Raw genomic sequence first — 13,134 nt, forward strand, 5'->3', positions numbered from 1 at the left:
GTCGATCGAATCGGTCGACATCGGGGTTGTGAACGTGCAGCGGTTCAACTCAGGGGTCTTTCGGAGATCCGGGCTTCAGTGATCGGCGGTGGAGTGCGGGTTGGCGGCCGGGCCCTCGGTGCTCAGAAGGACGACCACTGAGGACGGGCCGAGCCCCAGCGCCGTACGGCGTTCGTCGGCACCCACGTTCGTGAGCGCCGCACGCAGACCGGCGAGCGCCGCGGCCCCGCAGGGACCCGAGGACACACCGAGGGCCGCAAGGTGAGCGGCCGCGCGAGCACTGTCGACGTCGGGGATCGCGACCGCGGCGTCCAGCCCGCTGCGCAGGACGGGCCAGGCGATGCTTGACAGGGTGCCGCAGTTCAGCCCGGCCATCGTGGTGTCGCCGGTGGTGATGCTGACCGGTTCGCCGAGAGTGAGACTGCCGAGGACGCAGGCCGCGGCCTCCGGTTCCACCGACAACAGTGTCGGAGCAAACCCGGACGGGCGGCTGCGGTAGTGGGTGACCACGGCTTGGGCCAGAGACCCCACCCCTACCGGTATGGAGACGAGGTCAGGTCCCTCGACGACCCCTTCGGCGGCCAGCTGCTCATCGATCTCGGCGCAGAGGGTGGAGTAGCCCTCGACGATCCACCCCGGGATCCGTTCATAGCCCGACCAGGCGGTGTCCTGGACCAGGACCGCGTCCGGCCCGTCAGCCGCCTCGGCCGCAAGGCGCACCGCCTCGTCGTAGGGCCTTGAGACCTCCGTGACCTTCGCCTGTTCGGCGGCGATGGCCGCCACGGCCAGCGGATGCACGCCCTGCGGAACGAAAACGTGGGCGTGCTGCCCGAGCCGCCGTGCCATGCGGGCCACGGCCCGGCCGTGGTTGCCGTCGGTGGCAGTGACCAGCGTGATCGGGTCGGGCTCGGTGCCGTTCCCGGCCCGCTCGGCAAGGGTGCGGTGGACTGCCCAGGACGCACCCAGTGCCTTGAACGCGGGCAGGCCCAGACGGCACGACTCGTCCTTGACGAAGACCCGTCCAACCCCCAACTCGGCTGCCAGCGAGGGGAGTTCGGTCAGTGGGGTGGGTGAGTAGTCGGGCAGCGCGGCGTGGAAGCCCCGTACCTCGGCGGGTGGGGGTTCACACCGCCAGGTACGCGCGCTGGGCCGCACAAACCACGGCAGCGTACGGGAAGGGGAGGCGTTCTCAGTCACACGCTCAGGGTCCGATGCGCTCCTATGAACGGTCCAGCGAATGTTTCCAACCTATACTCATCGAGAAAACCGACTCATAAGGCCCCGCCCCGCGACGCGAGGAGAGCGGTCTGGCGATGTTCGACCTGCACCGACTGCGCCTGCTGCGCGAACTCAAGCACCGCGGCACGCTCGCGGCCGTCGCCGCCGCCCTGTCCTACGCCCCCTCTTCCGTGTCCCAGCAGCTCTCCCAGCTGGAAGCCGAAGTCGGCGTCCCGCTGCTGGAACCGGTCGGGCGGCGGGTACGGCTGACCGAGCAGGCCGAGATCCTCGTCGCCCACACCGAAGCCGTCCTCGAACGCCTGGAGCGCGCGGAGGCGGAGATCGCCGGCTCCCTGACCGACCTGACCGGCACGCTGCGCATCGCCTCGTTCCAGACCGCCGCCCTGGCCCTGGTCCCGACCGCACTCGGCCTGCTGCGCGACCTGCACCCGCACTTGCGCGTCCACGTCACGCACATGGAACCGGAAAAGGCCCTTCCCGCCCTGCAAGCCCGGGACTTCGACCTGGTCCTCGCCGAGGAGTACCCCGGCAACCCCAACCCGAGGCCCGCCGAACTCGAACAGGAAGTCCTGCTCGACGACCCCCTCCACCTCGCAGTGCCGGAGCCGACCGCCGGATCGGACACCACGAGCCCGATGGCAGCGCTGCGCTCACTCGCCGACCAGCCCTGGGTGATGGAACCCGAGGGCACGACCGCCCGGCACTGGGCCATGACCATGTGCCGCAACGCCGGCTTCGAACCCGACGTACGGTTCGAGACCACCGACCTCCTGCTCCACCTCCGCCTCGTCGAGCAGAAACACGCCGCCGCCTTTCTTCCCGACCTCGTCTGGAGCGGCCAACTTCCGACCGTCACACTGCGGCAGCTGCCCCGCGGCCAGCGCACCCGCCGCCTCTTCACCGTTGTACGCCGCGGCCGCAGCCGACACCCCGCCGTCCTGGCCTGCCGGGACGCCCTCCACCGGGCGGTCACCCTGAGCTCCCGTCAGACTTCGAATTGAGGTTCAGCTGCCATGACTCCGCCTCTGATCAGCCGCAGTTGTCTTCCCGTTCGAATCGCACTCCTTGGGGCGGGGAGGGGGCAGGCGCCGGGCAGGTGTCCCGGCAAGTCCTATCTGGCCTGTTCGCGCCTGGCTCGTCCCTGTTGGGTGGTGATGTTCTGATCCGTTGTCAGTGCCTGTGGTGAGCATTCGCGGTTGTGCGGGGATGCTGTAACGAGGGGGAGGCAGCCATGCCTTGGGGCAGGCCATACGCGTGTTCTGACGGGACACCGGTGCAGGGGTATTCGCGCTGGGCTCCGGGCGCACGCCGGGAGATGACGGTCTTAGCCGTGGCGGCGCCGGCGGCCGTCGGCACAGGGAACGGCAACGTCACCGTAGGTACGGGCAGGGGCGGGAGTCCGCGTCCGCAGCCGACCGTGCCCTACCCGATCACGGTCCCGGACACCAGCAGGGTGACGGTGCGGCGCTCGCAGCCCACGGTGTCCTACCCGATCCGTTTCGACGCGCCGGGCGGTGACCAGTGACACGCCGACGCTCCCGTCGGCGCACCAGGCGGCAACAGCTGGCGGACACACAGCTGTTCGTGGCCCTGGTGACGGCGGCCGCGGCCATCACTCTGTTCGTGATGGTGGTCAACTGGCTGACTGCTCACTGGTGGGTGCTCATCGGCGCCGTACTGCTCGCCGGAATGACGGTGGTGGGTTGGGCGTACCGGCGTCAGCACCAGGCGAAGTGGGAGGCGGTCCGCACGCGCACGCTGCGGTACGCGCTGGGGCAGCTGGACACACTGCACCACACCCAGTTCGAGCACGCGGTGGGGGAGTTGCTGCGGCGCGACGGATGCCGCGATGCGGCCCGGGTCGGCGGCGGCGGTGACCTCGGCGCTGACGTGAAGGCCACGGATCCGTACGGCCGGCGCTGGGTGATCCAGTGCAAGCACCGCCGCAACGGCGACCGAGGCTCCGCCGTGGGCACCCCCGACCTGCAGGTGCTCAACGGAACCGCCCGACCGGTCCATGGTGCGGACGTCGCGGTGCTGGTCACCAACGGCCGCATCACCGCGCCGGCTGTGGCCTTCGCGAAACAGCAGCGCTTGCACCTGGTGGACCGGCGACTGCTGGGGGCGTGGGCAGCCGGCTCACAGCCCCTGTGGGAGCTGCTGAGGGCGCTTCCACCTCCACGCAAGCCGTCCGCACTGTCCTGACAAGCAGCGCGCCAGATGTGTCAGGCCGGTCCGCGGGTCTCGATCACTGCGGGGTAGCGGACTGGCCCTCGTCGGATGGTGTGCGTGCCGAGGGAAGTATCGCTCGGCGCTGCAAGCGCTGCGGGAGCGAAAACGTCGGCAAGGGGCCGGCCGTTCCGCAAGGCGGTCACGTGACAACCTGACCCTGACCACATGGACGGTCCCCGCGAACCGCATCCAGCACGTCCTGCAACCGCCCAGGCTTGCAGAAGACACGAGCAATGACATGAGTCATGTCCGGTGCCTCTTCTACGCAGGACCGGAATCACGTTTGACAATCCGGCACGTCGGTCGCCTTTGGTACCTCCGCGTGTCGCCGATGTTCGGGTGGAGCGGACTATCACCCGTGTGTCCTCCTGGTGCGGCGTCGCGGTGACGGCGGTAGCGTCGTCCGTGATGCACCCCAGGGAGGCCGCGATGACTACGACCGGGAACCTCGGCAGCGGAGCGAGTGGGACGGCGGGTGTCGACACGAAGCTCGAGGTGATCACCATCCCCGTCTCGGACGTCGACCGGGCGAAGGAGTTCTACGGGAGGCTCGGGTGGAGGCTGGACGAAACGCCGCCCGGCGTGGTCCAGTTCACGCCGCATGGCTCGGGGTGCTCGGTCCAATTCGGCCCGGACCGCACATCGGCCGCGCCGGGGTCGTCCCAGCGCCAGTTCCTGATCGTCTCCGACCTCGAGGCCGCTCGGGACCAGCTGGTTGCCGCCGGCATCGAAGTGAGCGAGGTCTTCCACCCCGGCAAGGACGGCCAGGTCAACGGTCCGGATCCGGAGCATCGCAGTTACTTCTCGTACGCCTCGTTCAGCGATCCGGACGGCAACAGTTGGCTGCTCCAGGAAGTCACCACGCGCCTGCCCGGTCGCATCGACCCCGGTCCAACGACGTTCGCGTCGGCGAGTGATCTGGCGAGCGCGCTTCGGCGTGCGTCGGCCGCCCACGGCGAGCACGAGAAGCGTATCGGCGAGGAAGACGCGAACTGGCCCGACTGGTACGCCGAGTACATGGTGCGCGAGCAGGCCGGCACGGAACTGCCCTTGTAAGCGACGATGTGATCGTTCTCGTCGGCCCCGGCGGGGCGCCGGGGCAAGTTCTGCGCTGCGCCGCGGGCTGAGCGGCGCCCTCGGCGAGTGGGAGCTCATCGGCGTCGACGAGTCCTTCTGGGCCTGTATTCCGTCGAGGTGCTCGCTTCGTCCGGGCGGCGGGCAGTGCGGCGCAAGGCGGGCACGAACGCGCGGCTCGACGTGCCTCAGGACGCGCCGGCCGGGCCGGACCTCACGGTGTCGGGCTGGTGAGCGCAGGCCGGCGGATCGGGGCATCGGTCTGTTGGCCGACCGGGGCATCGACCTGTTGCGAGGCGCGGGCCGGCCGGCCGGCATCGGCGGGGCACCAGTTGCTTCTGCCGGGGCTGAGTGTGCCGACCCGGCAGCGGGGACGGTCGCCCTTCAGATCCTGAGGAGAAACCGTGGCAGAGACCTACAACCCCCGCCGCACGGCGGTTCTGCTGGTCGATCCCTACAACGACTTCATCTCCGAGGGTGGCAAGGCCTGGCCGCGACTGGAGCCCGTGGCGAAGGAGGTCGGCCTGCTGGACAACCTGCGTTCCGTGGTGACCTCCGCCCGGCAGGGCGGGGTACGGGTGATGTTCGTTCCGCACCGTCGATGGGAGCCGGGGGACTACGAGACCTGGGCCTACCCGAACCCGACCCAGCAGAGCATCCGGACGCGGCACAGCTTCGCCCGCGGTACCTGGGGCGGGGAATTCCACCCCGACTTCCAGCCGCAGGCCGAGGATATCGTCATCCACGAGCACTGGGCGCAGAGCGGGTTCACCAACACCGACCTGGACCTCCAGCTCAAGCAGCACGGTATCTCCCACGTAGTGGCGGTTGGCGTGCTGGCGAACACCTGCGTCGAGTCCACCAGCCGTATCGCCATGGAGCTCGGCTACCACGTGACGCTGGTCCGCGACGCCACCGCGGCCTATCTCCCCGAGATGATGCATGCCGCACATGAGCTGAACGGCCCCACCTTCGCCCACTCCATCGTCACCACGGCAGAGGTCGTCGCCGCGTTCGAAGAAGCGAGGTCCGGGGCCGCATAGCGGGGCGACGCAGCATTGCCCACTGGGCGTCGGGTGCACCTGCACAGTCACGGGGCCGGGGTTGGCCCGGGTCGACCGAGACGGTCTGCGGCGTCCCTGACCTCACTGCCCAGCAGGCCGACGCGGCCGAGCTCGCGGCGTGGTCCCGCGGGTACGACTCTCCCTGGGGCCCTGTGTCGCCCCCTCCGGGAATACATGCGCAGTCATGTTGTCAACGCGCCGCCACCGAACTCGTACTCCTGCTGCGCAGCGGCGTCGGCCGGTCGATCACCGACAGCGCCTGGACCGGCTATCAACACCAATTCGGCGGCAACGCCACCCGCGCCGAACGCAGCGCTGCCGACGTCGACTTCACCACCGACCTCATGCACTCGCCGCCGGCGGAAGCCAGTGAGAGCGCGCATACATAGGCGGGACGGCGACCCGACATGACCCACTCCTCCCGCGCGATCCACGGCCAACTGCGCAAGCGTTGCATCCGGGCGGTGATCCCCCCTCGGGGCAGACCAGCACCCTTGTTGCCGCGACGCAGCCGGTAGCCGTACAGATCGACACTTCGACGTGTTTGCGCTTGGGCCTGCGGCCTCGCCGCCCGTCATCAGAAGTGCGGGGCAGTAGGCGATCAGGCGGAGCCTGTCAACATGGCAGGTCGTTCGGTCATTCACTGGGCCGTCCCAGGAGGTGCCGGGGCGGCGCGCCCTGTCATTCTTGTTGGTTGACACGCATGCCGAATGCTCGCGACGGGCAGCCGTTGCCCGGTCGCTCATCGAGGGCAGGCGGCGTGCTGAAGGCCCGTGTATGCGAGGTGGGGCAAGGTCTTGTTCAGACCAGACGACCTTGCCGCCCGATACCGAGCGGGAGCCCCATCTGCGCGACAGTTGGGAGACGAGGAAGAGGCCGCGGCCGTTCTCATCGGTGGTGCGTGCGCGACGCACACACGGGGAGCACTCGTTGGTGTCGAACACCTCGCAGCTCAGGACTTGGTGCTGGATCAGTCGCAGACCGATCGAGCCGGTGCCGTGGCGGACGGCGTTGGTGACCAGTTCACTGACGATCAGCTTCGTGGAGTCCTCGAGATCTTCCAGGCCCCATTCGGCCAGCTGGCCGGCTGCCATGTGGCGGGCGCCGCGGACAGCGGTCTGTTCACACGGCAGCGTCCAGGTGGCGACCTGGGTTGGGCTGAGTGAGCGGGTCCGAACGAGGAGCAGGGTGACGTCGTCGGACGGTGCCTGGCCCGGGACGCTCTCCATGGCCCGGGTGCAGAGGTCTTCCAGGGAGCGACCCGGTTGTGTCAGAGCGGTGCCCAGGCGGTGCATTCCCGCGTTGATGTCCTGGTCGCGGGTCTCGATCAGGCCGTCGGTGTACAGGGCGAGGAGACTTCCCTCGGGCAGTTCCAACTCCACGGCCTCGAAAGGGACCCCCAGCCCGATGCCGAGTGGGGTTCCGGCGGGAAGGTCGGGGAAGGTGACCCGGCCCTGCGGGTCGACGATCGCAGGCGGGGGGTGCCCGGCCCGTGCCATGGTGCACTTCCGGGTGACCGGGTCATAGACGGCGTACAGACAGGTGGCGCCCACCACCGCGGGCGTCTGGCCCGGGGTGTCGGCGGTTTCCTCGGCCAGTCGCTGGATCGCGTCATCGAGGCGGGCCAGCAGTTCGTCGGGGGGCAGCTCCATGTCGGCGAGCACGTGTACGGCGGTGCGGAGTCGACCCATGGCCGCGGTGGCGTTGATGCCGTGGCCAACCACATCGCCGATGACGAGGGCCACCCGGGCGCCGGACAGCGGGATCACATCGAACCAGTCGCCCCCGACGCCGATGTCCATGTCGGCGGGCAGATAGCGCGAGGCCGCCTCGACCGCCGTGCCGCCCCTCAAACGGTGAGGGAGCAGGTTGCATTGGAGCGCGAGGGCCGCGGCGTGTTCGCGGGCGTACAGGCGAGCGTTGTCCAACGACAGCGCGGCGCGACTGACGAGTTCTTCGGCGAGGAGCAGATCGTCCTCCTGGAACGGCACCGGATCCTCGGTGCGGATGAAGAACGCCACCCCCAGCAGGACTCGCCTCGCGCGAATGGGTACGACCATCAGGGAGTGCATGCCGTTCTCATGGATCTTCTGCGCCCGTGCCGGGTCCTGGTCGATCCATGTGCCCGGAGCGGCGTCCAGGATCGGCTCCAGGTGGGACCTCCCGGTGCGCAGAACGTCGGTGAAGGGTGAGGCGGGCGGCACGGTGACCGACTCACCGCGACCCCACGGGGATTCTGGGACCCCTTCGCGGATTGAGGCCAGACCGGCTCGCCGGAAGATGGGGAGGCGCTCGCCCATCGGGCCGATGTGGACCGGGGGCCCTTCGCCGAACGGGACCGAATGCTCCAGGTCGACGACGGCGTAGTCGGCGAACAGAGGCACGGCGAGGTCGGCCAGTTCCTGGCTGGTCTGCATCACGTCCAGGGTGCTGCCAAGGCGCGTACTGGCCTCGCTGAGGATCGCGAGGCGCTCGTGCGCCCGTCGGCTCTCAGTGACATCAAGGGTGATGGCGCACACCGCCAGCGCTTGGCCTTCGGCGTCCTGGAGGCAGTAGAACGAAGCCGCGAAGATGTGCTCTTGGCGCGGACTCGTCGGCAGCCACCTCCGGAACTCGTGGACCCTGGTGGTGCCGCTGTGGAGTGCCTGCCGCATCAGTGCCTCGAGTGCTTCGACCTTGACGCCGGGCAGCGCATCGGTGGATCGACGTCCGAGTCGTCGGTCACGGGATACGCCGTCTTGGCTCTCCATCGTGTCGTTCACCCAGGTGCAACGCAGCTGCAGGTCACGAACGACGATGCCGATCGGTGCGCGGGTAAGAAGCGACTCCCGCACCGATCCGTTCAACGCTTCCTGGGAGAGCTTGCCGATGTCAGTCACGCACACGAGCCACCGGACTGTTCCGTCCTCCCCCCACAACATCGAGATCCGCAGGCTGACGGTGAGTATGCGGCCGTCTCGGTGGCGCACTGCCGTAGTGCCCGACCAGCCATTCTGGGCGCGGCACTGCTCGACGAACGCCGATTTCGTCGGCGCCTCCTCGGAGGATGGCAGTACGAGTGCGGCGGACTGGCCCACCACGTCCCCGGCGGCGTATCCGACGAGCCGCTCTGCGGCCTGCGTCCATCCGAGCACCGTCCCCTGCTCGTCGAGCATCGCGATCGCCGAGTCGGATATGTCGCGCGTGTTCAGCTGCTTACCGAGTGTCGCCTTGTCAGTGCTGGTCATCGAGCTTTTGTCCTCAGGTATGTGGGGGAGGGGCGGTATAGGGCGCGGGAAGTCGATCCGCGGACGGCTACGGTGACCAGGACCACGGCGGGGTGGACAGCTGGAGCAACCCGTGTCTCATCTCCGTTCTCGAATCCAGACGCAGATGTAGACATCGGTCTGACTTGATTTGCGCCGTTTGGGTGATTGACCGGACGATGCTCCGATTTGTGACAGCCGCAGCTGTGCTCAGCTTGTTGGTCGGCCTCAATGCGAGCCCGCCGGTCCTTGCGCTGGGCCAGCTCCTCGTCGTCGACCAGGGTCAGCATGGGCTGACCCGGCGTGCACATCATCGTCACGAGGAAACGGCTCCAGGACTCCGTTCGGTTGTTCCCGTCCTGGTAGTGGATGACGTCGCCGCCCGGCTCCCAGAACGCCTCGCCGGCCTTGATCACGCGCTCCGGCTCACCTTCGAGCTCGAAGAGCATCTCCCCCTCCAGCATGAACGCCTGGACCGGACAGCGCGGATCGGTCCCCTCCGGCGGATGTGCCGGCTCTTGCGGCGGGGAGGAGGTGAGCACCTTTCCCGTTCGGCACGTACGACCGACGGGGCGGAGCCCCTGGTGGTCCCTGGGACTCCAACCGCGGAGCTTGTCGAGGGCGACCACTGACCAGCTAACCCTGGACGAAGGTGACCGTCTCGTCGAGCGGCGCCCGGCCCGTACGGGCGTAACCCACCGTGCCGTCCTCGTACCCGATCGACATGCCGCAGTAGAGGATGAGCCCGTCCGGGGGCGACAGGACCTCCGCGACGGTCGTGCGATACACCGACCACGCCATTTGCGTGCAACTATGCAGCCCTTCGGCGCGGAGCAGCAGCATGACGGTCTGCAGATACATCCCGACGTCGGCCCATTGGGGTGGGCCCATGTCGCGGTCGATGTAGCAGAACAGGGCGGCGGGCGCGCCGAAACAGTCCCAGTTCGCGGAAGCGGCCCTCTGGCGCGCCTCCCCGTCCTCGCGTGAAATACCGAGTGCGCCGTAGCGCTGCTCGGCGAAGGCGGTTCGGCGCTCGCGGTAGGGGGACTTGAGTGTGGGTGGGTACATCTCGTACTCCCGCTCGTCCCAGGGGTCGCCTGCGGCCACGCGCTCGCCGGCGAGCTTCTTGAGCTCGGCCAGCGGCCCGCCGGTCAGCGCATATGCGTGCCACGGCTGGAGGTTCGACCCGGACGGCGCCCAAGCTGCGGCGGACAGCACGCGCTCCAGCACCTCCCTCGGGACATGCCGGTCGGTGAATCCGCGCACCGCCCGTCGGCTCCTGACCGCCTCATAGACGTCCAAGATCGCTCACCTTCCTATATGTCCGCATCCTACCCAATTGACAGTTGGGGTCCGGAAAATGTGACAGGACGCCACCGCCGCACGAGTGACAGCCGCACCGGGACGCGCCCCGCGCGGGTGACCATGCGGTGGGCACCGTGCTTGGAAAACCCGTGCGCCCAGTCGCCTTCACCGGTGCTGGAAGGGAATCACCCAGCCGGCAGCCGGCTGGTGCGGCCCAACTTCCCCGGTGCGCAGAATGTGTTCGACATCGACATCGACATCGACGCGCTGCCTGCCGCGGTCGCGTTCGATCACCATCTCCAGCCTCTGGCAGCGTGAGCGCCGGCGTATCGCGCTCCCTGGTCCCGCCGGGGGCATCGCCGACGGCGCGTAGGAAGGGCATGGCCGACCGGTACCGCACTCACGTGGCGTGTGCGGTACCTGTCGTCTCCTCTCTTGCGGTGCGACCCGGTGCCACGGCGCTCTGACCGCACCGCAACCGAATGCCGGCCGGGCGCATCGACTCCTTGCGAAGGTAGGTTTGGCGCATAAGGTTACGTACTGCACATAGCCATCGAGAGATGGGCGATACCATGAAATTCGCGGTCATCGGTGGAACCGGGCTGATCGGGTCACGGGTCGTGGAGAACCTCGACGCGGCCGGCCATCAGGCCGTCCCGCACTCCCCGGCCACAGGCGTGGACCTCGTGACCGGCCGGGGCGTCGAGGAAGCCGTGGCGGGCGCCGATGTCGTCATCAACCTGACGAATTCCCCGGCCTTCGACGAAACCTCGCCTGCCTTCTTCCGGTCGTCGATGGACAACCTCCTCGCCGCGAGCGGGAAGGGCGGCGTCGGACACTTCGTCATCCTCTCGATCGTCGGCGTGGACCAGGTGCCCGAGCTGGAGTACTACCGGGCCAAGGTGCTTCAGGAAGACATCCTCAAGGCCGGCCCGATTCCGTATTCCATCGTCCGAGCCACGCAGTTCATGGAGTTCATCGACGCGATCTTGTCCTGGACGACCGACGGCGAGACCGTCCGTCTGCCGCGTACGCCGCTTCAGCCGATCGCCGCCGAGGACGTCTCCCGCATCGTCGCCGAAGTGGCCGCCGGCACCCCGCTCAACGGCGTTCTCAACATCGCCGGACCTGACGTCTACCCCCTCGACGAAATCGGCCGGCTGACCCTCACGGCCAAAGGCGACGGGCGCTCCGTCGTCACCGATGACACCGCCGGGATGTACGCCGCCGTCCACGGTGACGTCCTCACCGCAGGGAAAGGCGCCCGCATCGCCCCCACCCACTACACGGACTGGCTCTCCTGAACCAGCCGCGACCCCCGACGTTCCATCAGAGCCTCGAGGTACATCCTCGCGCTCATGCGTGTGGTCACGGTTGCGGTCGAACTTGCCGAGCAGCAAGGATTGTGCACGTGCCTTCGAAGAACAATCCAGCGGATGACGCCGAGGACCTCCGGGAAGCGGAGGCAGCGTTCCAGGACGCCCGCGGCTACATGTTCGGGATCGCCTACCGGATGCTCGGCAGCGTCGGCGAAGCGGAGGACATCCTCCAAGAGGCCTGGATCCGATGGCAGACCTACGACCGGTCCAAGGTGGAGAACCCACGGGCGTTTCTCACGACGACTGTGACGAGGCTCGCGATCAATGTGCTGCAGTCAGCGAAGGTCCGCCGTGAGACCTATGTCGGCCCGTGGCTTCCGGAGCCGGTCGACACCAGCAGTGACCCGGCGCTGGGCGCCGAGAACGCGGCATCACTGGAAGTCGCGGTGCTGATGCTGTTGGAGAAGCTCACCCCCACGGAACGGGCGGCGTACGTGCTCCGGGAGGCATTCGACTACCCGTACGAGCAGATCGCGGAGATCATCGGCCAGACGAACGCCAATGCACGCCAACTGGTGAGCCGGGCGCGGAAGCACCTGGCCGCGGAGAAACGGGCCAGCGTCGCGGCCGCTGACCACCAGAGGCTCCTGACAGCGTTCGTGGCGGCCGCCCAGGAAGGGAATGTGGCCGTACTGGAGAAGCTGTTCACGGAAGACGTCGTCTCGTATTCCGACGGCGGAGGCGTCGTGCGGGCGTCGAAGTTCCCCGTCGTGGGCCGTCACCGCGTGGCGAAGTACTACCACGCGTTCGCCGACCGCTTCTGGGTCGGCGTCACGGTGGAGCCGGCCGAGGCCAATGGCAGGCCGGCGGTGAGCCTGTCCCGCGACGGCACCGTGTTCGCCGTCCTCACTGTGAGCGTCACCCCGGACGGCATCGACCGAGTGTTCGTCATGATGAACCCGTCCAAACTCGCTGCCATGACCGTCTGAGCAATTGGCGGACCGGCCCCGTGTCGCGCCCCGAAGTCCGACGACCCCGGACGAGGCAGGACCGCCTCGGCGGGGCAACGCGTGCCCGCCCCGCCGAAACCGCCACGACCTCACGGCGACCAGACCAAAGGAGGCATCCACCGGTCAGTCGACACAGCACGAGTCGTGCTGGTCGAAGAAGCCGGCTGATCCGTTCGGTAACCAGGCGCAGCAGCTCCCGCCGAGGGCAGCTGCTCGACGTGGGATGACCGCCGCCCCAGCCCCACGGGCACAGCGCAGAGCGCCGGCCCGCCATCGCGGACGTCGACACCCACAGTGGACATAGCCCGAGCGCAACGAAGCCTCAGCGCAAAGCTGTTGGCCCGGCCGGGGCCGCTCCCGCCCGCGAACTCCCCGTGTCCTGCGGACAGTAGGTGCCGACGACGGCCAGGGCGCGCGGTTCCGGCAAACCGGCCCACGGCAGACGATCACCTGCTACCGATCACACCACCGACCAGCACGAGCAGCCCATACCTCACCCATACCAGCCCCGTGACCAGCAACTTCAAGAGGAATCAGCTCAATGCTCGTCAGCCGCCCACCTGTCGTCCGGAGATGCTCTGCCACCTGGCGAATGTCCAGTTGCTCCAGTGCCCGGGCGTGCAGCCCGCTCGCCCGCTACCGCGAG

The 13,134-nt window shown here is 68.4% G+C and carries 12 protein-coding genes; 8 read left to right on the forward strand and 4 right to left on the reverse strand.

All coding sequences use genetic code 11. The features are described 5' to 3' along the window. Positions 1-75: 75 nt before the first annotated feature. The gene (locus IEY95_RS32015; RefSeq protein ID WP_189189659.1) at positions 76-1,197 is read right to left on the reverse strand and encodes a diaminopropionate ammonia-lyase; all 1,122 of its coding nucleotides are present in this window, start codon (positions 1,195-1,197) and stop codon (positions 76-78) included. Positions 1,198-1,313: 116 nt separating this feature from the next. Here IEY95_RS32015 and IEY95_RS32020 point away from each other — a divergent pair, with 116 nt between their 5' ends. The 5 genes from IEY95_RS32020 (at position 1,314) to IEY95_RS32040 (ending at position 5,588) form a co-directional block, all read left to right on the forward strand. Further along, complete coding sequence (locus tag IEY95_RS32020; protein WP_189189660.1) at positions 1,314-2,240, forward strand: LysR family transcriptional regulator; 927 nt, start codon at positions 1,314-1,316, stop codon at positions 2,238-2,240. Between the two features lie 329 nt (positions 2,241-2,569). Continuing rightward, positions 2,570-2,764, forward strand: coding sequence for a hypothetical protein (locus IEY95_RS32025; protein ID WP_229703501.1), 195 nt, complete (start codon positions 2,570-2,572; stop codon positions 2,762-2,764). Further along, positions 2,761-3,444 (forward strand): restriction endonuclease, encoded by a 684-nt coding sequence (locus tag IEY95_RS32030; protein ID WP_373294579.1) that lies wholly within the window; start codon positions 2,761-2,763, stop codon positions 3,442-3,444. The genes IEY95_RS32025 and IEY95_RS32030 overlap by 4 nt, the downstream gene beginning before the upstream one ends. A 456-nt stretch (positions 3,445-3,900) precedes the next feature. Continuing rightward, on the forward strand, positions 3,901-4,527 hold the full coding sequence (locus IEY95_RS32035; RefSeq protein ID WP_189189662.1) for a VOC family protein: 627 nt from the start codon (positions 3,901-3,903) through the stop codon (positions 4,525-4,527). Between the two features lie 422 nt (positions 4,528-4,949). Next, the gene (locus tag IEY95_RS32040) at positions 4,950-5,588 is read left to right on the forward strand and encodes a cysteine hydrolase family protein (RefSeq protein WP_189189663.1); all 639 of its coding nucleotides are present in this window, start codon (positions 4,950-4,952) and stop codon (positions 5,586-5,588) included. Between the two features lie 203 nt (positions 5,589-5,791). Here the strand turns inward: IEY95_RS32040 and IEY95_RS32045 are convergent, their stop codons facing one another. The 3 genes from IEY95_RS32045 to IEY95_RS32055 form a co-directional block, all read right to left on the reverse strand. Further along, a complete protein-coding gene (locus tag IEY95_RS32045) occupies positions 5,792-8,836 on the reverse strand; it encodes a SpoIIE family protein phosphatase (RefSeq protein ID WP_308429361.1) in 3,045 nt (1,014 codons plus the stop codon). Continuing rightward, positions 8,833-9,303: a cupin domain-containing protein gene (locus IEY95_RS50810; protein WP_373294581.1), complete on the reverse strand. Its 471-nt coding sequence runs from the start codon at positions 9,301-9,303 to the stop codon at positions 8,833-8,835. The genes IEY95_RS32045 and IEY95_RS50810 overlap by 4 nt, the downstream gene beginning before the upstream one ends. Positions 9,304-9,490: 187 nt before the next feature. After that, positions 9,491-10,156, reverse strand: a complete 666-nt coding sequence (locus IEY95_RS32055; RefSeq protein WP_189189664.1) for a nitroreductase — start codon at positions 10,154-10,156, stop codon at positions 9,491-9,493. Positions 10,157-10,330: 174 nt separating this feature from the next. Between IEY95_RS32055 and IEY95_RS32060 the strand changes: the two genes are divergently transcribed. The 3 genes from IEY95_RS32060 (at position 10,331) to IEY95_RS32070 (ending at position 12,467) form a co-directional block, all read left to right on the forward strand. After that, on the forward strand, positions 10,331-10,477 hold the full coding sequence (locus IEY95_RS32060; RefSeq protein ID WP_189189665.1) for a hypothetical protein: 147 nt from the start codon (positions 10,331-10,333) through the stop codon (positions 10,475-10,477). A gap of 254 nt (positions 10,478-10,731) precedes the next feature. Beyond that, on the forward strand, positions 10,732-11,463 hold the full coding sequence (locus IEY95_RS32065; RefSeq protein ID WP_189189738.1) for an SDR family oxidoreductase: 732 nt from the start codon (positions 10,732-10,734) through the stop codon (positions 11,461-11,463). Between the two features lie 107 nt (positions 11,464-11,570). Further along, positions 11,571-12,467: an RNA polymerase sigma-70 factor gene (locus tag IEY95_RS32070; RefSeq protein ID WP_189189666.1), complete on the forward strand. Its 897-nt coding sequence runs from the start codon at positions 11,571-11,573 to the stop codon at positions 12,465-12,467. Positions 12,468-13,134 lie beyond the last annotated feature (667 nt).

Origin of the sequence: Streptomyces albiflavescens, from assembly GCF_014645835.1 — a bacterium.
GTDB classification, from domain to species: domain Bacteria; phylum Actinomycetota; class Actinomycetes; order Streptomycetales; family Streptomycetaceae; genus Streptomyces; species Streptomyces albiflavescens.

Bases quoted from the DNA above. Each gene is read 5' to 3' on its own strand.
- IEY95_RS50810 (WP_373294581.1), bottom strand. From the start codon at position 9,303: ATGCTCTTCGAGCTCGAAGGTGAGCCGGAGCGCGTGATCAAGGCCGGC.
- IEY95_RS32045 (WP_308429361.1), bottom strand. From the start codon at position 8,836: ATGACCAGCACTGACAAGGCGACACTCGGTAAGCAGCTGAACACGCGC.
- IEY95_RS32020 (WP_189189660.1), top strand. From the start codon at position 1,314: ATGTTCGACCTGCACCGACTGCGCCTGCTGCGCGAACTCAAGCACCGC.
- IEY95_RS32065 (WP_189189738.1), top strand. From the start codon at position 10,732: ATGAAATTCGCGGTCATCGGTGGAACCGGGCTGATCGGGTCACGGGTC.
- IEY95_RS32035 (WP_189189662.1), top strand. From the start codon at position 3,901: ATGACTACGACCGGGAACCTCGGCAGCGGAGCGAGTGGGACGGCGGGT.